16 protein-coding genes are annotated in these 18,097 nt (G+C 60.5%); 4 read left to right on the plus strand and 12 right to left on the minus strand.

Going from position 1 to position 18,097, the window contains the following annotated elements; genetic code table 11:
* Window positions 1–3 precede the first annotated feature (3 nt).
* The 3 genes from C1A35_RS29710 to C1A35_RS29720 form a co-directional block, all read right to left on the minus strand.
* On the minus strand, window positions 4–525 hold the full coding sequence (locus C1A35_RS29710; protein WP_104667836.1) for a hypothetical protein: 522 nt from the start codon (window positions 523–525) through the stop codon (window positions 4–6).
* A 90-nt stretch (window positions 526–615) separates the two neighbouring features.
* Window positions 616–2,337, minus strand: coding sequence for a ShlB/FhaC/HecB family hemolysin secretion/activation protein (locus tag C1A35_RS29715; RefSeq protein WP_104667837.1), 1,722 nt, complete (start codon window positions 2,335–2,337; stop codon window positions 616–618).
* 12 nt (window positions 2,338–2,349) lie between these two features.
* A complete protein-coding gene (locus C1A35_RS29720) occupies window positions 2,350–2,937 on the minus strand; it encodes an invasion associated locus B family protein (RefSeq protein ID WP_234823055.1) in 588 nt (195 codons plus the stop codon).
* 398 nt (window positions 2,938–3,335) lie between these two features.
* On the opposite strand from C1A35_RS29720, the gene C1A35_RS29725 reads away from it, so the two are divergent.
* Window positions 3,336–4,382 (plus strand): ornithine cyclodeaminase, encoded by a 1,047-nt coding sequence (locus tag C1A35_RS29725; RefSeq protein ID WP_104667839.1) that lies wholly within the window; start codon window positions 3,336–3,338, stop codon window positions 4,380–4,382.
* A gap of 38 nt (window positions 4,383–4,420) precedes the next feature.
* Window positions 4,421–5,755 carry an MmgE/PrpD family protein gene (locus C1A35_RS29730; protein ID WP_104667840.1) on the plus strand — a complete coding sequence of 445 codons (1,335 nt, stop codon included), beginning with the start codon at window positions 4,421–4,423 and terminating at the stop codon, window positions 5,753–5,755.
* A 10-nt stretch (window positions 5,756–5,765) separates the two neighbouring features.
* Here C1A35_RS29730 and C1A35_RS29735 read toward each other — a convergent pair whose 3' ends face one another.
* Both C1A35_RS29735 and C1A35_RS29740 read right to left on the minus strand, forming a co-directional pair.
* Window positions 5,766–7,112: an amidohydrolase family protein gene (locus C1A35_RS29735; RefSeq protein WP_104667841.1), complete on the minus strand. Its 1,347-nt coding sequence runs from the start codon at window positions 7,110–7,112 to the stop codon at window positions 5,766–5,768.
* A gap of 19 nt (window positions 7,113–7,131) precedes the next feature.
* Window positions 7,132–7,860 (minus strand): winged helix-turn-helix domain-containing protein, encoded by a 729-nt coding sequence (locus tag C1A35_RS29740; protein ID WP_104667842.1) that lies wholly within the window; start codon window positions 7,858–7,860, stop codon window positions 7,132–7,134.
* An 866-nt stretch (window positions 7,861–8,726) separates the two neighbouring features.
* Here C1A35_RS29740 and C1A35_RS29745 point away from each other — a divergent pair.
* The gene (locus tag C1A35_RS29745) at window positions 8,727–9,497 is read left to right on the plus strand and encodes a response regulator transcription factor (RefSeq protein WP_104667843.1); all 771 of its coding nucleotides are present in this window, start codon (window positions 8,727–8,729) and stop codon (window positions 9,495–9,497) included.
* Window positions 9,498–9,650: 153 nt separating this feature from the next.
* Complete coding sequence (locus C1A35_RS29750) at window positions 9,651–10,361, plus strand: autoinducer binding domain-containing protein (RefSeq protein ID WP_104667844.1); 711 nt, start codon at window positions 9,651–9,653, stop codon at window positions 10,359–10,361.
* Between the two features lie 60 nt (window positions 10,362–10,421).
* Here C1A35_RS29750 and trbI read toward each other — a convergent pair whose 3' ends face one another.
* From trbI to C1A35_RS29785, 7 genes are read right to left on the minus strand one after another with little or no spacing between them, the layout of a single operon-like run.
* Window positions 10,422–11,690: an IncP-type conjugal transfer protein TrbI gene (gene trbI, locus C1A35_RS29755; RefSeq protein WP_104667845.1), complete on the minus strand. Its 1,269-nt coding sequence runs from the start codon at window positions 11,688–11,690 to the stop codon at window positions 10,422–10,424.
* 10 nt (window positions 11,691–11,700) lie between these two features.
* Complete coding sequence (locus tag C1A35_RS29760) at window positions 11,701–12,144, minus strand: conjugal transfer protein TrbH (protein ID WP_104667846.1); 444 nt, start codon at window positions 12,142–12,144, stop codon at window positions 11,701–11,703.
* Window positions 12,145–12,147: 3 nt separating this feature from the next.
* Window positions 12,148–12,954: a P-type conjugative transfer protein TrbG gene (gene trbG, locus C1A35_RS29765; protein ID WP_440271575.1), complete on the minus strand. Its 807-nt coding sequence runs from the start codon at window positions 12,952–12,954 to the stop codon at window positions 12,148–12,150.
* Window positions 12,955–12,970: 16 nt separating this feature from the next.
* Window positions 12,971–13,633: a conjugal transfer protein TrbF gene (gene trbF / locus C1A35_RS29770; protein ID WP_104667848.1), complete on the minus strand. Its 663-nt coding sequence runs from the start codon at window positions 13,631–13,633 to the stop codon at window positions 12,971–12,973.
* Window positions 13,634–13,680: 47 nt separating this feature from the next.
* Window positions 13,681–14,850: a P-type conjugative transfer protein TrbL gene (trbL, locus tag C1A35_RS29775; protein ID WP_104667849.1), complete on the minus strand. Its 1,170-nt coding sequence runs from the start codon at window positions 14,848–14,850 to the stop codon at window positions 13,681–13,683.
* Between the two features lie 20 nt (window positions 14,851–14,870).
* Window positions 14,871–15,668 (minus strand): P-type conjugative transfer protein TrbJ, encoded by a 798-nt coding sequence (gene trbJ, locus C1A35_RS29780; protein ID WP_104667850.1) that lies wholly within the window; start codon window positions 15,666–15,668, stop codon window positions 14,871–14,873.
* On the minus strand, window positions 15,640–18,090 hold the full coding sequence (locus C1A35_RS29785; RefSeq protein WP_104667851.1) for a conjugal transfer protein TrbE: 2,451 nt from the start codon (window positions 18,088–18,090) through the stop codon (window positions 15,640–15,642). Before C1A35_RS29785 ends, trbJ begins: the two co-directional genes overlap by 29 nt.
* Between the last annotated feature and the right edge of the window lie 7 nt (window positions 18,091–18,097).

The raw sequence follows: 18,097 nt of genomic DNA on the forward strand, positions 1-18,097 counted from the left end.
GACCTATTTCTGGGTCAGCCATGCCTTGACTTCTTTTGTGAAAGACGTGGCGAGCCGCGATGCCAGGGCATCCTTTTGACCGGATATGGTGGCCGCATTGACCGCGACGGCGACGATCACGCCCAATCCACCTCCCTTGACACCGTTGTCCTGCGCGCGGACCCTCGGTTCCACCGCGATCAACGCGCCCGTGGCAGCGTTCTCCAGGCGCACCGTCCCCTCGATCGAACTGTCACCGCCAACGAGGATGCGTTCGCCGTCGCTGCTGACATCGACGAGGTTCAAGGTGACGACCAGACGGCCGCGGACAGGCCCACCGGGAAGGCCGACGAGTTCCTGACCCATCTTGCTCTTCAATGCGCTGACGACCGCAGACAGTTGCGGATCGGGCTGCCCCGATTTGAAGAGATTGCTTCTGCGCACATCGGGAGCCGTTTCGACGCGGACCTCGGAGACGGACGTGCCTTTCAGCGCCTCGACCAGGCGCTTGTCCGTGGTCGTGCATGACGCCAGGGCAAACACCATCAGGCCAAGGGCGCCAGCACGCAGGACAAGCCGCCGCGCAAACCCAGCCGGCCTCGAAAAAGATCCTCGTGAAACTTCAGATATCATTGATCACCACCGTACAGATGTGCTGACGAAGAAAAGGCCTGCGTCAGCTTTGTTGTCTCCGCTCGCTTGCGCGTCGGAGTAGCCCATATCGAGATTCATGCGCCCGCCCACCAGGCGCGCGCCGACTGTCCAGCCGAGCATGTCGCCGCCCTCGATCCGGTGGCGCGCCTGCTTGAAGATCCGGCCGTAGTCGAGGCCGAGATACGGCCTCAATTCGCCAAGCAATTCGGCGACGCCGCGGCTCTCCTGCCACGGCATGGTGCGCCAGGTGATTTCGTTGCGGATGAAGAAACCGTTGTTGCCGAAAAGCACTCCGTCCCTGGTTCCGCGCACGTTGGAGTAACCGCCAAGCGACATCTGCTCGGCGCCGAACAGGTTGTCGGGCGAGTACTGGCCATTGACGAGGGAACTGAATTCGAACTGCTGTCCCTGGAACTCGACCGGCAGGCTTGCGGTGACCGTACCGGAGAACTTGGTAAAGGCCGGGTCGGCATCGCCGGCGCCAGGTGCACCGGGCTTGACGGCGCCGAAGAGGTCGAGGCCCTGGTCCGTCGCGACATCGAACGTCCAGAGCCCGCCGAGCATCCGCTGCGAATGGGACAGCCCGAGAGATCCGACGGTATAGCGCCGGCTTCCGACCTCGATGTGATTGCCGAGGAGGAAGTTGTCCGTCTCCTTGTAGGTCAGCCCGCCATGAAGCTGGGTGAGCGACTCCTTGCCGCGGTGAATGACGCGCTCGACGGTGGTGCCAAACTGGCCTGATGTGCCCGACGTGTTGACACTAGAGAAACTGCCGGGAACCGAGCTTTCATATTGGTACCAGGAGCCGTTGGTCGTGAATGTCCAGTAGCCGTAGGGAACACTGAAGGAGCCTGAGAAACTGTCGCTCGTGCCCCAGCCATCGTTATCGCCCGGATAATCCGGGCCCGTCCGCTCGTAGGTGAACGACGTCAGGTCGTTGAGTTCGAACAGATTGTCGTTGCGCAGGGAAAAGGAACTCTTCGAGGTCCCGGTCTGCTTCTGGCCCAGATTGTTGTTGCTCAGGGAGAAATGCCAGGGCCGGCCGCTTTCGATGCCGACGTTGAGGATCGAAGCCCCCTCCTCCGCCCCGGGCAGCATCTCCGTCTTGGCCTTGTTCGATGGCAGCCGGTTGATCTGGTCGAGCCCCTGCTCGATGTCGCGAATGTTTGCCGGCCTGCCGAGAACGCCCGGGAAGGCCGACTTCACGATGCGGGAGTCTTGAGCAGGCTTGCCGTTGAGATAGATGTCGGAAAGCGTGCCTTCGACCACGACGAGCCGCAACGTGCGTGTTGCTGCGATATCCTGTTCAGGCACGTAGGCCCTCGATGCAATGAAGCCGCGATCGAGATAAAGGTGCGTGATTTTGCGCAGAAGATCGTTGATCTCAGCAATGCCGACACACTGCCCGGCATATTGGCCGGTCAGGGTCGAGATCTTGTCGGAAGGGATGATGCTCGCCCCCTCGACGGCAACCTGCTCGACGACGAAACAGGGTCCTGTCGAACCGGCTATGGGAGAGGCGGGAGCCGCCTCGGCCTTGTCCGCCCCAGGCGTTTGCGCGCCGAGCGCATTGAGCCGTTCCAGACGGTCTTCCTGAGCCTGATTGCGCGAGAAGTCATCGGCAGGCGTTTGGGCATAAGCGGTGGATGCGCCAGGCGACAGCGCAGAGCCGATCGAAACCGCGAAGATAATCAGCCCCCTCATGCCGGCGCCTGATCAGTTCGATGCGGTCGGTTCTTTGAGCTTGTTCAAGGCTGCCGTCAGCCCTTTGAGCGAAAAGCGGATCGTGACGTTCTGGCCGTTCATCAGCCGAAGCCGCGCGGCTCCCGTCTGGCCTTTCTGCAAAGCCGCCAGCGTGGTGGGCTCAAGCCGCTGCTGCACCCAGCAGCCTGCCTGATTGCAGTTGCGGTAGGCGGTGTCGGTGACCGCCTTGCCGTCGACATCAAGCCCGAAACCGGCGGGCAGGAAGATGTTGAGCGGGACCAGGGCCGTCAGCAACAGGGCAGCGTCACGCTCTTGCTTCCCTTTCGCCTCGGCCTCAGGAACGGTCTTGGCGATTGCAAGGGTCAAGAGGATTACGTCCTCTTCCCCTTGTTTGACGCGCGCAACCTGAACGACCTCGCACTGAGCGGCGGTTTTCCCGTCTTCAAGCGCGACCTCGCCGCAGCGATAGCTCCAATCGTCAAATCTTTGGGTGGAAATGGCCGAAGCTGCGTCTGCCGGCTGGGACGGCGCTTCTTGTGCACCCGCGGCATGTGCCAGGAAAAGAGAAAGCGAAAGAACACCTGCAGACGCGAATTTCATGCCCATTCCTGACTAAGCCATTCCGTGCCGGCCACGGCCAGACACACCAATTGATTGCGTATTCGATGCCGCTAATTTCTCCGGGCATCAAAGTCAACGCACTTATGAATGGTTGCAGGGATCATCCTTCGATTAGTTTGCACGGGCTTTATCAAACCCATAAAATTCAATTGGAATTGGATAGGCCACACCGCTCCACTCTACCTTGCGGCTGTGAACTGGAATCTGCTCGATGAACCGCAGCAACCGGCTCGTGGCGAGGCCGACCATCGTTCCGTCTTCGGTCGTTCGCCTGGCTGTGATCCCGGCTTCATCCGGCGTTCAAGAATTGGCCAAAACTTCGCCTCTGTGCGTCGGCCATTTCCGTATGCTCGCAGCCTCATCTTTGGGAGGCGAGCATGACTTTACACGAACCGGTCCTTGATGTCGTATCGACCGAAGAACTTCGTCGTCTCGGTGCCGAGCTGACAGTGGCTGAGACCCATGAGGCCGTCGCAACCGCATGGCGTGACATCCGCAGCGGATCTGCGGTTGGCGAAAAGGCGGTCCTTTCTCTTTCCGAGGACGAATTCTGGTCCATCGCCGAATTTAAGGCTGAACGAGAATCCTTCGCTGAACGGCTCGGGTGGAAGCTTTCGTCCCTTTATGGCGTCAATCCGCGGTTTGGCGGGGTCAAGATCATCGGCGCCAACGCATTCAATCGCCGGCGCGGCCTGCCCCGGTCGACCTCAACCTACCTGCTTCTGGAAAAGACCACGCTGAGGCCCGTCGCGCTTTTCGATGGAACTGCGCTGTCGGCCGCGCGGACAGGAACCTACGCGTCGCTGGTACTGGAAACCTTCGTCGAGACCCCGATGAAGATATCGGTCTTTCTCTTTGGTGCCGGGCCGGTCGCAAGAAGCGTCATTGACTGTCTGTCGTTGACCGGCGCGGAGCGCATAGAGAGGATCCTTATCCGAAGCCGGCTCCCGGAGAACGCCGCCCGGCTCGCCGATGAGGCAGCCTCGTCTACGCCGATAGCCTTGGTACCCGTGACCGACAATGCCGCGCTTTGCGACTGTGCTCTCGCCATAACGGCAACGAATGCGCGCGCACCGATATTCGAGGATCACGAGCTTGCAAGGGAGGCCGCGACCTTGCACCTCGGCGGGGACGAAGTCCCTGGGGCCTATTTGAAGCGTGCTCTTCGCACGGGCACCGTCATCTGCGACGATCTGAAGACCGTCTCGCGCCGCAACTCCCAGAGCATTTCACTCTACTTTTCGCGCAAGGGCCTCAGCCTCGAGACTGCGGGGCCGCTCTTGGGAATAGGTGAAATGTCGGCGCCAACCGGGTGGCAACAATCCCGCCCAGGGCCAGTTTGCGTGACCTGCGTCGGGCTCCCAACGCTTGATCTTTACGTTGCCGAAGCGACCTGGGCGAAGCTCCTGAAGGCGCGCGGTTAGCGAAAAGGTGTCGAACGCAGGCCTACGCGGAGGCGACCTTGCCCCTGATCACCGAAATCCTGGCAAAGCACATTGTGGCGGCCGAACGCAGTTTGCCGAGCTGTGACGACAGAAACATGGCCTTAAAGTGCCTGCTTGACCTCATCGGCGCTGCGGTCGCCGGCCGCGACATGCCGGGGCCGACGGCCGTCAGGCAGGCAGCGTGCGCACTCATGGGAACCGGCTCAAGTCCCATCTGGGCGACAGGACAAACGGGCTCGCTCGCAGGCGCCTTGTTTGCAAACGCTTCGGCCGCATCTGCGCTCGATCTCGATGACGGCCATCGGCTGGCGCGCGGGCATCCAGGAGCGGCAGTCATTCCGACCGTCCTCACGCTGCTTCCCGAGACCAATGCCAGGGCAGGCGATCTGATTTCGGCAATTTCCGTCGGCTATGACGTCGGCATACGTATCGCATCGGCGCAAATGCCAAAAATGATCGCGACCCGTCAGACCGGGCGTTGGGCGTCGGTCGCCGCGGCGGCGGCAGCGGCGCGACTGTTGCGTTGCCGCGAAGATCAGATCGCCCATGCGCTCGCAATCGCTGCAGTGCTTGCGCCAAACCAGCAGGCCAATGGCAGCTCTGGGTACTCGCAGCTGACAGGCAACGACGTCAAGGAGGGCATTGCCTGGGGTGCCGTCCTCGGGCTCACGGCGGCCCATCTGGCAATCGGCGGGCATACCGGCCCGGCTGACGTTTTCGATCACCCGGATTACTATGATCGGCATGTAATCCTGTCCGGTCTTGGGGAACGGTCACACCTTGCCGGAACCTACTTCAAGCCCTATGCCTGCTGCCGCTACATCCATGCGGCGCTCGACGCCTTCTTCTTGCTCACCGAAAAGAGCAAACTGGACGCCCACCGGATCCTCAGCGTCGAAGTCGAGACCTTCGGTTGGGCGCTCAGGCTTGGCAACAAGCATCAGCCGTCCACGCTCGTCGACATGCAGTACAGCCTCCCATATTGCATCGCGATTGCCGCTATTGAGGGGCGTGACGCACTTGCACCTCTTGGCATCGATCTCCTCAAACGCCAGGACCTCTCAACATTCTGTGAAAGGGTGCGGCTGTCGATAAACGACGAGATCGATGCGCTTTTCCCGGGCGAAACGCTTTCGCGGGTCACGATCACGACCCATTCCGAGCGATTGCGTTCCGAGGTCCTGGGGCCGCTCGGCGACCCACAACGCCCGATGTCGTTCGAGGCAATCGAAGAGAAGTTCCGCGGCGTAACACGCCGTGTGCTTACCACTGAGCGTCAGTGTGCAATCGTTGCTGGCGTTCTGGATCTACCGGATGACCATGGCTCCGGCCTGCTGATGGCGCTACGCTAGCCTGCTGCCGTCAAAGGATGCGCGCATTTTCAACGACAAGGCGGCCCTTCGCGATGACATGCCGAACGCGGGCAAGGTTGTGGGCGTCGCATATGACGATGTCTGCCTGCTTGTTCTTCTCGATCAATCCACGGTCGCCGGCAAGCTCCGGGATTGCCCTGGCGACGTTGCCGGTCGCAAGCGCCACGGCCTGCGGCGCCAGCATCTCCTTCTTTGCGATGATGCGCTGGATCGCTGAGAGGATCGTGTCCCAATCGCCGCCGGCATAATCCGTGGACAGCGTATCGATCAGTCCTTCGGCCGCCAGAAGATCAAGGTTTTCCGGGCCGTTGCGCCATCTCGTCGTGACGCAGTCGAGCGTCGATGCATCGATCGTTACGCCCCTTTCTTTGAGCAGTCTGGCCGTTGCCACGGCCTCTTCAGGCAGGAACGTCGGGTGGTTGGAATGCCCCGCGATCATCCGGGCGCGCGGGTAGGTTTCGGCGAGGCGCACGAGGATTGCTGCCGTTGGTGGGGCATTGTGGAATATCGCTGCCCTTTCGACGCGCTCGGATTGGGCGGCGACTTCCTCAAGGCCCTTCATCGCGAGGTGAACGGGTGGCATGACAGTGTTGATGACGAGCCCGCGAAGCTCCGCGGCGGTCAGGCGGCCGGCCAGGGCATGGCGCTCAAGAAGCGCTTCAAGTTCATCGTCGGTCCCAGCCTCGCCACCATCCAACCTGCGCCCGAGAACCGCCTCCTTGAACAATCGGGCGACCTTCGGGTGGATAGCGACGCCGATCGCCTGCTCGATGGCTTGCGGCAAATATCGATAGTCCTGGGCGCCACCGCCGAGCGTTTGACCGCCGCCTGCTTCTCCAAGCGCCTTTGCGCCCTTCGCAAGCATGTCGTCTATCGTCGCCGAGAGATGGTGCGACGACAGCCCCGCGCCGTCCGCCACCTTCGCGGCGTCGATGCTGCTTGCGGTATGGGCGGTCGAAACATGGATGTCCAACGGATGAGGCGCGAGTGCTTCGGACCCGATCTCATCCGGAGTGGAGAGGCCGCAAACGTTCAGCAGCGTGGTCGTGCCGCTCAAGAGATGGCGGTTGCGTTGATAGGAGACGTCCCCCGCTGAAAGTGGCAATGCCCCCGATGGCATCGAAGGGCCGGCAATGCAGCCATGTGCGTGCGCATTGATGATGCCGGGCAGGATAACTGCTCCGGCGGCATCGATAATACGGTCGCCAGCGCCTCCCGTCGTTTCGTAAGGCGTCACGTCGAGGATCGCCGTTCCTCTAATCCTGACGCTCGCCCTTTCAAGGAAGGTGATGCTGTCTCCGGTGATCAGACTGCCATTGACGATGACCGTGTCCATGTCATGCCTCCAGGAGCTGCTAATAGTCCGAGGGGTGATCGAGGCCGGGAGCAAGCGCCGCCCATCCGTAGCCGACGCCGCGCACAGTGCGGATCCACTCGTAGCCGGTCGTGGCAAGGAGCGCTTTTCGAAGCCTGGCGACGTGAACGTTGACAGTTCGTGGATCGACGAAGATCCCGCTCGGCCAGGCCTGTTCGATCAGTTCGCGCCGCGTGTGCACCTTGTCGGTTCCCCCGATCAATGTCGCGAGCACTCGAAACTCGAGGAGGCCAAGATGAAACGGCTCTCCGCGCCACGAGGCGCGGTGGCCTTGAAGATCGACCGCAAGCCCGCCGGCATGGCGCGATGCAGTCCTGGCGCGCGTGCCATCGAGGGCCGACAGATGGTGCTTGAACGCATCGAGGTAGCGTTGAGGTTCAACCGGGCAGACGAACACCTCGTCAGCACCGGCGCGGATGAGTGCCGGAAATGCCCCGGCCGCTCTGGCGCGCAACAGTGCGACGATCGCAGCCGGCCTTGTTGAGGTGTCCTGCCTGAGGCTCTGGCAGAAGCCTGCCGCACCGGCATCAGTGGCATCGATCAGCACGGCCCCGACGGATCTTCCAACAGTGATCGATGCGAAATCTTCGGTGCCGAGCGACAGGTCGGTGGCGTATCCCGCTGCCGCTAGAATGTGGCGATGCGTAAGGCTGAAGCCCGCATCACGCGAGCTCACCACGATCAAGGGTCCGTTTTCGGCGATAGGCATCGCTTGCCTCCGGTCGCGGTGCTTGACGCAATGGCCAAGGATTGCACGCACTGGTTTTATTCACAACGGTTTGCGGCTCGAATTTCCATTAAGAATTGTTGCGAAAAATCGGAAGCGCTTTCCCCTGAGGCGAAAATTGATCGCCGTGCCGCATGAATGCAGTGCGCGTTCGATTGGAGGCTTCAAACAGGCTGATCGATGATCGAAATGCTTGGAAGGAGAAACGCGATGTCGAACCACGAGCTTGCGACGGGTATCGGGTCAGCCAAAGCAGGTCTATCGAAGCTGAGCGGGCCGGACTGTAATTCGGCGCCGGCAAGGCGGGAGCCGGGACCGTTATGTCTTCTGTGTCCGCATTTCTTGGCCGGATCCTGCGCAAATGCTTCGACCGATGCCGGTATTGGCGATCGGAATGAAACGCTCCTTCCATCGGCCGAGGAGACCATGGATTAGATCGCGGCCGACCGCATGTTTGGCGACGACATCCTTCCGCGTAGAGGCACATCGCTCAACCCGGGCATAGGGAGAGTTGTAATGGTTCCGCGAAAACATCAGAACGTAAGCGCCTCTGCCATGCGGGAATAGCTTCTGTCATCAAGCCTCGTCGCTCTTGCAGGCGATGCAACAGACGCGACAGGCAGACATACTTGCCGACGCCTGTTACGAGGCGCGGGAGCGTGGCCCGTCGTGGCAAGAGGTCGTACGTCACGGGGCGTGATGCCCGTCAGAAGGGACCGGCAGCGCTTCGATCCTGCATCGGCGAACTGCCATAATCTGTGCCGAATTTGTCGTCAGCGATACCGTTAAGGAACACTTTTGTGCATTGAGCCCGGCCTTTTTGCAGCGTTAGCTCCCCAACAGGTTGCATGGCAATCACAGCCGATGCCGACTTTGCGGGAGGTTCGTTGCCCAGAAAAAAGCGGAACGCGGGCCGTTCAAGACCCGTCCTGGCAGTCATTGAGGACAAAGATACGCGTCGACGATTTGCCTCGCTCCTCACCAGCCATGGTTACGACGTCCAGGTCACCAACGCCACAATGGCCCTTCGGCTCTTGACGATCCGCAGGTTTGACCTGCTTTTGCTTGAGGGACGAACGCCTCCAATGGAATGGCTGAAGTTTTGCCGGCAGGTTCGTTCCGTAAGCGACATCGCGCTCGTTCTTATCGCGGACAGACACGACGACACTCTCGTTGTCGAAGGCTTGAATGCCGGTGCCGATGCCTCCGTCTTGAGGGTCGGCGAAGAAGACGCCACGCTCGCCCGGTTGCACAGCATCCTGCGCCGGACCAGGTCCGGAACGGGCGGCATCGAGGACGCGAGAGTGTTGGTGTTCGATGGTTGGCGCATAGATCCGCAAAGACGCACGCTTCACAACCGGGACGGGCAGTCGACATCGCTGACCGCCGGTGAATTTGATATTCTGCTCGCGCTCGCCCGCAACTCCGGCAGGGTCCTGTCGCGAAGGGAATTGCTCGAAGCGACGCGATTTGGGCTTGCCGGACCCTCGGAGCGAAGCGTTGACGTTCATGTTCGGCGTCTGAGGCAAAAAATCGAACCGGTGCCGGATGATCCGATCTACGTGAAAACGGTACGACTGGGCGGCTACATGCTGACCCATACCGTGGAGATTCAATGAGTTAGCCAGGAACTGCGTCCGGAGAGCAATGTTAAGTTTTGTTGCGCGACTGTTACAATTGATTGCAGCGCCATTCCTCCGCATCTAGACCGTGTGTCGTTGCACGCCTGCGAAAGGCTCAATCCGACCAATACGCGCCGGAGGCGAAATCGCATGAACGAACGACGCATTTTCGAAAGACTGATTGATGTTTGCCAGGTCCAGGCATCGTCAGACATGAACGAGTTCCTCGCACATTTGGCAGGAGGCGCTGGGTTTGACCACTATGCCTATCTCCGCGCTCACCCGAACGACAACTTTGTCGCCACCGATTACCCCGCCGAATGGCAGGAACGCTACTTTGCTCAGTCCTACATGATGATCGACCCCGTGGTGACGGCGGCCAAGCGTGGCACTCAGGTTTTCCGCTGGTCGGTCGACGACCTGCGGCCAAGAGCAAGCCGCGAGTTGCGACGCTTCTACACGGAGGCTGCCGATTTCGGGCTGAAGAAAGGTCTAACCGTATCGGTATCGGCCGGCTTCGGGCGGTTCGCCATCCTCACCTTCACATCATCATCTCTAAGCGGTGCAGGTGGCTGCATCGTGGGTGAGACATCAGGGCTCGGTATCACTGCCGCAGCCTACCTGCACTCAAGGATGCGGCATATGGAACATCTGCAAAGCAATGGCCTGCCCCCGTTCAGCGCCAGGGAGCTCGCCTGCCTCAAGTGGGCGTCTGAGGGGAAAACGACGATCGAAATCGCCAAGATTCTCGATCTCTCCTATACCTGCGTGCGCCGCAACCTCAGGAGCGCCATGGAAAAACTGGGTGTCTGCAGGCTGCCCCAGGCAACCGCGACCGCCACACGGCGCCTTTTGATCTGAAATCCTTATCCCCGCGGTAATGCAGGCACGTCCAGACATGCCTGCATTACCCCCTCCGCCTCATCGATAGGCACCGGGAAAGACGATATCCTGGTCGACGAGGACGTTGAAAATGAAGCCCGGTCTGATGCGCAGAGTGGGCTGGACATCAAGGTTCTTGCCAATGGTACGCTCGGCGACCCGTCCGAATGTCTCGGCGAAGCTGCGGCGGGCGGCATCTGAGGCCGTGTCGCGTCCTCTGTCGCGTTGATCGGATGGAAGAGACATGTCGATGCCAGCGCCAATCAGGGCGACAAGCGCCGCAGAACCAAAGGTTCGAAGGACGTGTCGATCCACTTTGTCCTTAAAGCCGCCGTAGCCCTCAGCATCTGTCCCCGCCATCCCGCCAATCTGCAAGGTAGAACCGTTCGGAAAGATGAGATCGGTCCAGATCACGAGTACGCGAGACTGTCCGAAGGCAACTTCTGCATCATAGCGGCCGAAGAGCTTCGTGCCCTGCGGAATGATCAGATGGCGCCCGGTGGCGCTGTCGTAGACTGGCTGGCTGACCTGGGCTGCGATACGACCTGGAAGGTCGGAATTGATGCCGGTAATCAAGGTTGCCGGAATAACAGAGCCGCGCTTCAGCTCGAACGGCGATTGCGCCGGCACGACGGCCTTTGGCAAATATCCAAGCTCCTTGATATCGGAGTTGAAAAAGGCACTCTTGGAAGCTTGGAGGTTTGGGTCTCCTTCCCTCCCCTCAAGTGCCCTCGCGTAAAGCTCTGCGGGATGGCGAGAAGGAAGCGGGCTCATGGCTGCGGCATCGCCAGGCCCCACGTCTGCATGATGCCTGCGTTCGATATCGACCGTAAGCGGCGACTCAAGCGCTGCGTTTCTCGCCTGAAGTCTCGCCATGTCCTGCCGATGGCGTTCCCGAAGGAGTTGTTCGCTGCGTTCACGCTCGAGCTGTTTCAGCCAATCATCTTCGTTCACTTCGCCCTTCCGATCGGCAACCTCAGGCGACGTCTCGATTGTCTTCTCCACGCTCTTTAAGGGAGCGTCGGTCGACGGCTGGGACACAGCACTTGCATGGCTTCTCGTCTCGAACGGTTCCGCGATGATGCCGTCGGCAACGCCACGCTTGATGTTTTCGGCAAAGGACGATGCCGAACCGTCCGAAGACTTGTCCGGCCCCAGATCGGCCCGGTGCCCAATTCCGCGCGATGCGAGGCCTGCGACAATGATGGCGAAGAACAGGACCATCATTGCGCCGGCGATAAAAAGCGGAAGCCGATTGACCCTGCGAATGTGTTTTGGAGGGTGTGAGAGCTGCAGCGATTGAGCCATGTCGCATTTCCTATCGATGACGTGAGACCGCAAGCGGGGTCGCGGGCTGCGCACCTTCAGCACTCGTTCGATAGGCCCGCGTCAAAGTAAGGGCAGGCGTCGATAGGTGCACAAGGACGACATCCTCGAAGGCCGTTGCGCCGTAGGTGACCTGAACGGCAGGGGTTTTAGTGAGAGCCTGTTCATCTTTGCCAACCACCGCGTACCCGAAGAGCCTCAGTGCATTTTCGAGCGCCTCGGCCGATTGTCCCGCGGCCGGCGACAGCGAGACCGAACGCGGCTTCTCGCTACCCATCGCTTCGACGAAACGGCTCGCCATATCGCCGGCGATTGCTGTTTCAGCACGCATCGAGATTGCTTTAGGAGCCTCGTCGCTCGTCAGCGAAGGGCCGCCGCCCTGGCAGCCACTGACTAGGACGCAGGCGAAAATGGCTGCGGCCGCATGAGCCTGCATCACCTACCCTCCCCTTCTGATCGTGATTTTCTCCTGACGCCATCCAACGCCTAAGACGAGGACTGCGCGTTCGACGTCAAAATCGACGATCATCACGCCGTCCTTCAGTCTGTAGTTGACGACCCGGTTCTGGCCGCCGGAAACGATAAAGAGAACCGGCGCGTCCTGGCTGGCAATCGACTTCGGGAACTGGATGTAGGTTTTCTGTCCGTCCGAATAGACGCGCGTCGGTTTCCAGCGGGCTCGGCCACTGACCGAATATCGAAAATCGAGGCGTTCGGCCGAAACGCCGCCAGCACCTGCTTCCACCCGGGCATTGGCATCGGCGATGCTTGCCGAGCTGTCCTCCGGATAGGCAAAGCCGATACGCGCCATGTATTGGGTCGGGTGTGATTTCAGCTTGAGGTGGTAGGTGCGTCTCGACGTCGTCACGACCATGGACGTCGTTATCGAAGGCTCCGACGGCTTGACGACAAGATGGATCGCCTGCCCGCCGGCAGCACCAGACGTCGCGGCTTCGACCTTCCAGCGAACGGTATCGCCCACAAGCACGTCACGCACGACCTCTCCCGCCTGAAGCTCGATATCACAAACCTGGAGCGGGGCGCAGACGACCGATGGCTGGCTTGCGCCATAAAGGAAGATGACCTTGCCGTCCGGTCCGGTTGTCGTGATGCCGGCAGCAGCCCGCCATTTCGCCGACAGCCGCGTCGCGTTTGCTTCCTTCGTCGAAATCTCTTCGCCGCGGACGGTCACGCCCGACATCAAACCGAAAATCAGTGCCGCTATCGCTGCTCTACTGTAAGTCACGACTTTCCCTTCCCCGTCAAAGCTGTGCCGTCCAGTCGAGATCTCTAAGGTAGAGACCGATCGGGTTGAGACGGATCACCGCCTCGTCCTGCGGTGCCGTCAGAGTTACCGTCCCGATCCCGCGAAACCGCCTGACGCCGGTCTCCTTGCCTGCGCGGTCGCGCTCGAACTCGGTCCAATCGACCTGATAGGTCTGGTCGGAAAGCGCGATGACGTTGTTCACCTCGACCGCGACGGTTGCGCGCCGCGCTCTTTCAAATGGCGAATTGTCGCGAAACCAGTCATTGACCTTGCCCGTCGCCGGATCGGCGTTGCGAAGAAGCGCATAGGTTCGGTCGATGTACTTCTTTTGCACGACCGCGTCCGGCGTCACCGACCGGAAACTGACAAAAAAGCCCGCTATCAGGGCGCGTACGACACGCTGGTCGGCATAGTCGATCTGCTCGGGAAAGCCTGCACTGACGGCCGTTCCGAGCTTGTCGACCTCGACGATATAGGGCACGAGCTTGACCTTGGAGCTTTGATACAGCCCATAGCCGAAGCCGATGATCGCAATCGTCATGGCAGTCGAGCCGATGATGCGCCAGGCGACCGCTGCCCGAACATAGGAGCCGTAACGCTCAGTCCACTCCTGTCGGGCGGCGATATAGGGGTTCTCGGGGCCATCTCTAACAGCCATTGATCGTGATCCTCTTCGAAAGCTTCAGGGGTAGCGCCGGGCGACGTTCACCGGCTTGTGTCTGAGGTCTTCTTGTCGAGCTTGTCATTGGCAAGGCCCATCAAGGAGGCGGCGCGGGCGCCTGGGGCGCCGATCGCCTTGTCCTTTGCAGCCGATCCCATCGCCTGTGCGCTTATGGCGGCCCCTTCGCGAATGCCGCGAAGTGCCGAGGACGCCGCCGAGTCACCGCCAGCGCGGGCCGACTTTGCCGCCGTCATGCCGGCAGCCATTGCGCCTGCCGAAAGAAAGGCGGCGCCGGCGGCAAAGGAGGCAGCCTGGCCACCGTGTCGAATGGCCTCCATTCCGCCCGTCACGGATGCCCCCTGGACGACGCCCTGCAGTATGTTTGGAACGTAGATCGCAATGACAAAGACGACCACCGAAATACCCGCAATGGCAAGCGTCGTCACATAGTGCTGTGTTTCTACAGTCGGGGCGCTGGCAAGACCGAGCAGCACTTCCGATCCGATGCGGGCGATCATCACCAGCGCCATCAGCTTCAGTCCAACGCTGAAGGCGTAGACGAGATAGCGCACGGCAAAATCCTTCGTGTGGGAAGAGCCGCCGAGCCCCAGCATGATCATCCCCGCCAACAGGCCGACATACATCTCGACCATGATCGCGACGAAGATTGCCGCAACGAGAGAGAAGGAAATCACCACGACGACCATCGCAAGGACGGCAGCTATCGCCAGTGCATTATCCTCGAAGAGCCCGAACTGGATCTGCTTCGACATGTGCGAAGCGACGCGGATCCCCGAATCGAAGATTCCCGCGGGAGAGGCCGTCCCACCGCCGGCGCCGATCTGAAAGAGGCTGTCGACGATCCCTTTTGCAAAGACGGGGCCCTGTTCGAGGGTAAAGGCGAAGAGGCCTATGAACATGATCCGGCGCACGAGTTCGGCAAACCAGCCGTCAAGCGAAGCTGCCTGCAGGGCGAGCCAGACGGCAGCGATCGCCACTTCGATACCAGCAAGGATCCAGAATAGAGAGCGTGCCGCCGAAAGCACCCGCGCCTCCCAACCCTTGGCCGCGACCGCGACCCGGTTTTCAAGTTCGGTCAGCACGCTCCCGTCCTGTGCCTGGACATCGATCGCGGACGAAAGCAGCAGGCAGCAGGTGACAAGAGCCAACGGCCAAAGGGATCTGCCCGCGCTAAAACCGCAGTCAGGCCCCATGCGGGCAAGGGAAGCGGCACTCACCAGCGTGGCTCCATTTTTTGACCCTCTGGTATGAAGTCGCGCCCGCCACCGAAGAAGCGTTCCCGTCTGGCCTGGGCGAGATCTCGGTCCGTCTGGTCGCTCTGATACCAGGTCGCCATCATCGTCATCTGCTGGGAGACGAGGCCCCGAAGCTTCTGGATTTGCCCGACCTGTTCGGCTGCAATCTGGTGGCCGACCTGGAGCGCTTTCATTTGCCCGTCGGACGTTTCCGAGAGCGACCGAAGCGAGCGCATCGTCGCCTCTTCGCTTGAAAACTGCTCCGCCGTCAGGTTTGCCGCCCTTAGCGTACTCGTGATGGTATCGCGATTGGTGTCAGACCATGTCTGATAGCGCTCAGAGAAGGATTGACCGTCCGGAAGACCCGTCTTGAAATCGGCATAGCTTGCGAAACGCTGACGAAGGACGTCGTCGGCATTGCCCATGGAGAAGGAAATCCCCCGGCCGCTGTCGACGATCTTTTGAAGGCGCCGAAGATCCGCTTCGATCTTCCCCCAGGCATGATCAGGAAGACGGGCGGTGTTTTGCAGCATGTTGTCGTAGATCTTCAGCTGGTTCTGGATCTGCTCGGCAAGCTGACTGATCTGCTTGACCTGGTTTTCGATCTGGACGCCGGATTTTCCAAGCAGATTGATAAGTTCTGCATTGTTGGCAAGCTGGGTCCATTCGGTGGCCGCACCCGTGGCGCCACCAGCGCGGGCAGGGCCGCCGTTGGCAGCCATCGCCAGCAGCAACAGGACCGCCAGTTCAGCCGTCTGCAAGAAGCGTTTCCGCATCGGTAATCCCTTTCAATTTAAGCCATTCGATCGACCAGTCTCGGCCGTAATCATGATAAAGCGCGCGAATGCGATTCAGATCGTCCTTGCCGGTGGCACCCGTGAAGGCGAGCGCGAGCGGGCCAAGTGCCATGTCGAAGAGACGCCTGCCCTCCGGTGACGTGACGTAGTATTCCTGCTTGGGTGTCGAGGCGGCGATGATCTCGATCTGGCGTTCGTTGAAGCCCATTCGCTCATAGAACTCTCTGGCCCCTGGCTGGCGAGCGGCAGCATTCGGAAGGCATATCTTCGTTGGGCAGCTTTCCCTCAGCACATCAATGATGCCCGATCGTTCGGCATCGGAAATCGACTGGGTTGCAAGCACCACGGCGCAATTCGATTTCCGCAACACTTTCAGCCATCCGCGGATGCGATCGCGAAAGACCGGATGGCCAAGCATCAGCCAGGCTTCATCAAGAATGATGAGGCTTGGGGCGCCCGTCAGTCGCTTCTCGATGCGGCGAAAGAGGTAGGTGAGCGCCGGTACGAGGGTGCGTTCACCGAGGCTCATCAGTTGCTCGATCTCGAACGTCTGAAAGGCGCCAAGAGACAATGTGTCTGTCTCGGCGTCGAAGAGGCTGCCCAGGGGACCGTCGATCGTATAGTGCCGCAGGGCATCCTTGATCGCTTTCAGTTGAACGCCGCTTACGAAATCGGACAATGACCTGCGGGGCGATGCGGCCATCAACTCGATCTGCCGAGAGATCGCATTTCGTTCTTCAGGTCCGATCGACGCGCCCTGCAGTTCTGCCAGCGTCTCGATCCATTGGCCCGCCCATGCCCGGTCCCCCTCCCCCTCCAAATCAAGAAGCGGGCAGAAGCAAAGAGGTGCTTCCTCCCCTTCTCCACCGATATCGTAGTGGCTACCGCCGACGCCAAGCGTCAGGGGCAGCATCGAGTTGCCCTTGTCGAAGGCAAAAATCTGGGCGTCGGCATAGCGGCGGAACTGCGCGGCGATCAGCGCAAGCAGCGTCGATTTTCCAGATCCCGTCGGTCCGAACACGAGCGTGTGGCCGACGTCATCGACGTGAAGATTGAACCTGAAGGGCGTGGAACCGGACGCGACCTGCATCAAGGGCGGCGACGCCTTTGGCAGGTAAGGGCACGGAGCACGTGGACTGCCTGCCCACACGGTATTCAGCGGAATAAGGTCCGCAAGATTGCGGGTATTTATCAAGGGTTCGCGCAGATTGCAGTACCAGACGCCCGGAAGGCTGCCGAGGTAGGCTTCTGTCGCATTGAGCGTCTCGATCCGTGCCCCGAAGCCCTCTGCCTGGATCGCCTGCCTGATCATCTCGCATCTGTCGCGAACGACGGCGCTATCGGTGCCAAAGATGACCACGACGGGCGTATAATAGCCGTAGGAAACCAGTTCTGACGATGCCTGGGCGATCGCATCCTCGACCTCGGCGACCATGGCAATTGCATCCTGGTCGACAGATCGACTGTCCGTCTGGAAAAGTTGATCGAAGAACGGGCGGACCTTTTGCTGCCATTTCTTGCGGGTTCGCTCGAGCCGCTCGCGTGCCTCCTCCGGATCAAGGAAAATGAAACGTGATGACCAGCGATAGCTAAGCGGCAGGCGGTCCAGATTGTTCAAAATGCCGGGCCAGCTCTCCGACGGTAGCCCGTCGATCGCAACCACGCCCACGTGGCGATTGTCGACGATCGGATTTAAACCATGCTGGAGCTCGGCTGTCGCCAGCCAGTCGAGATACATGGCAATATCCGGCAGTCTGACCGGATGGTTCTCACCGGTGATGCAAAAGCGAATGAACTGAAAAAGCTCATCGAAGCGATGCCGGCGCGAACCGTTACCCGGATCGAGTTCTCGCGTCGCCATGCGGCGCAACGAAATCCAGTTCGCCAGGTACTGCTCGACCTCGCGCACTCGGGCCTGAAAACGATCAAGCGCTATATCGGCAAGGCCCTGGTGACGGCTTTCAGGGTCGGCATAGACATATTTTCCGAAACCGCGCCGGCCAGCCTCGATCGGGCGCTGCGTGAGAATGAGTGCGTGCCGGCTTTCGAAATGGGCCCCTTCCCTTTCGAAAAGCGCCCTGCGCTCAGCGTCGATCGCTTTCGTTATCGGATCGGGAAAGTGCGATTGGTCGCGGTCCGGATATGTGGCGGCGTCCACCCGGAGCGCTTCAACCTGGACCATCCAGCCGGATCCGAGCCGCGCGAGAACCGCGTTGATCTGACGGGAAATTTCGTTGCGTTCGAGGTCCGTGGCGCTTTCGCTGTCGGGGCCTGCAAAGTACCACCCGGCCATCAACGAGCCGTCTTTTAACAGGATCACCCCATTGTCGACGAGTGCAGCATAGGGCACGAGGTCGGCAAAGGAGGGTTCAATTGAGCGGAAATGCGCCAGTCTGACCATTGGATAA

It is taken from the genome of Ensifer adhaerens, from assembly GCF_002940685.1.
Taxonomy (GTDB): Bacteria; Pseudomonadota; Alphaproteobacteria; order Rhizobiales; family Rhizobiaceae; genus Ensifer; species Ensifer adhaerens_E.

Bases quoted from the DNA above. Each gene is read 5' to 3' on its own strand.
- C1A35_RS29710 (WP_104667836.1), bottom strand. From the start codon at position 525: ATGGTGTTTGCCCTGGCGTCATGCACGACCACGGACAAGCGCCTGGTC.
- C1A35_RS29715 (WP_104667837.1), bottom strand. From the start codon at position 2,337: ATGAGGGGGCTGATTATCTTCGCGGTTTCGATCGGCTCTGCGCTGTCG.
- C1A35_RS29720 (WP_234823055.1), bottom strand. From the start codon at position 2,937: ATGAAATTCGCGTCTGCAGGTGTTCTTTCGCTTTCTCTTTTCCTGGCA.
- C1A35_RS29725 (WP_104667839.1), top strand. From the start codon at position 3,336: ATGACTTTACACGAACCGGTCCTTGATGTCGTATCGACCGAAGAACTT.
- C1A35_RS29735 (WP_104667841.1), bottom strand. From the start codon at position 7,112: ATGGACACGGTCATCGTCAATGGCAGTCTGATCACCGGAGACAGCATC.
- C1A35_RS29740 (WP_104667842.1), bottom strand. From the start codon at position 7,860: ATGCCTATCGCCGAAAACGGACCCTTGATCGTGGTGAGCTCGCGTGAT.
- C1A35_RS29745 (WP_104667843.1), top strand. From the start codon at position 8,727: ATGGCAATCACAGCCGATGCCGACTTTGCGGGAGGTTCGTTGCCCAGA.
- C1A35_RS29750 (WP_104667844.1), top strand. From the start codon at position 9,651: ATGAACGAACGACGCATTTTCGAAAGACTGATTGATGTTTGCCAGGTC.
- trbI (WP_104667845.1), bottom strand. From the start codon at position 11,690: ATGGCTCAATCGCTGCAGCTCTCACACCCTCCAAAACACATTCGCAGG.
- C1A35_RS29760 (WP_104667846.1), bottom strand. From the start codon at position 12,144: ATGCAGGCTCATGCGGCCGCAGCCATTTTCGCCTGCGTCCTAGTCAGT.
- trbF (WP_104667848.1), bottom strand. From the start codon at position 13,633: ATGGCTGTTAGAGATGGCCCCGAGAACCCCTATATCGCCGCCCGACAG.
- trbL (WP_104667849.1), bottom strand. From the start codon at position 14,850: ATGGGGCCTGACTGCGGTTTTAGCGCGGGCAGATCCCTTTGGCCGTTG.
- trbJ (WP_104667850.1), bottom strand. From the start codon at position 15,668: ATGCGGAAACGCTTCTTGCAGACGGCTGAACTGGCGGTCCTGTTGCTG.
- C1A35_RS29785 (WP_104667851.1), bottom strand. From the start codon at position 18,090: ATGGTCAGACTGGCGCATTTCCGCTCAATTGAACCCTCCTTTGCCGAC.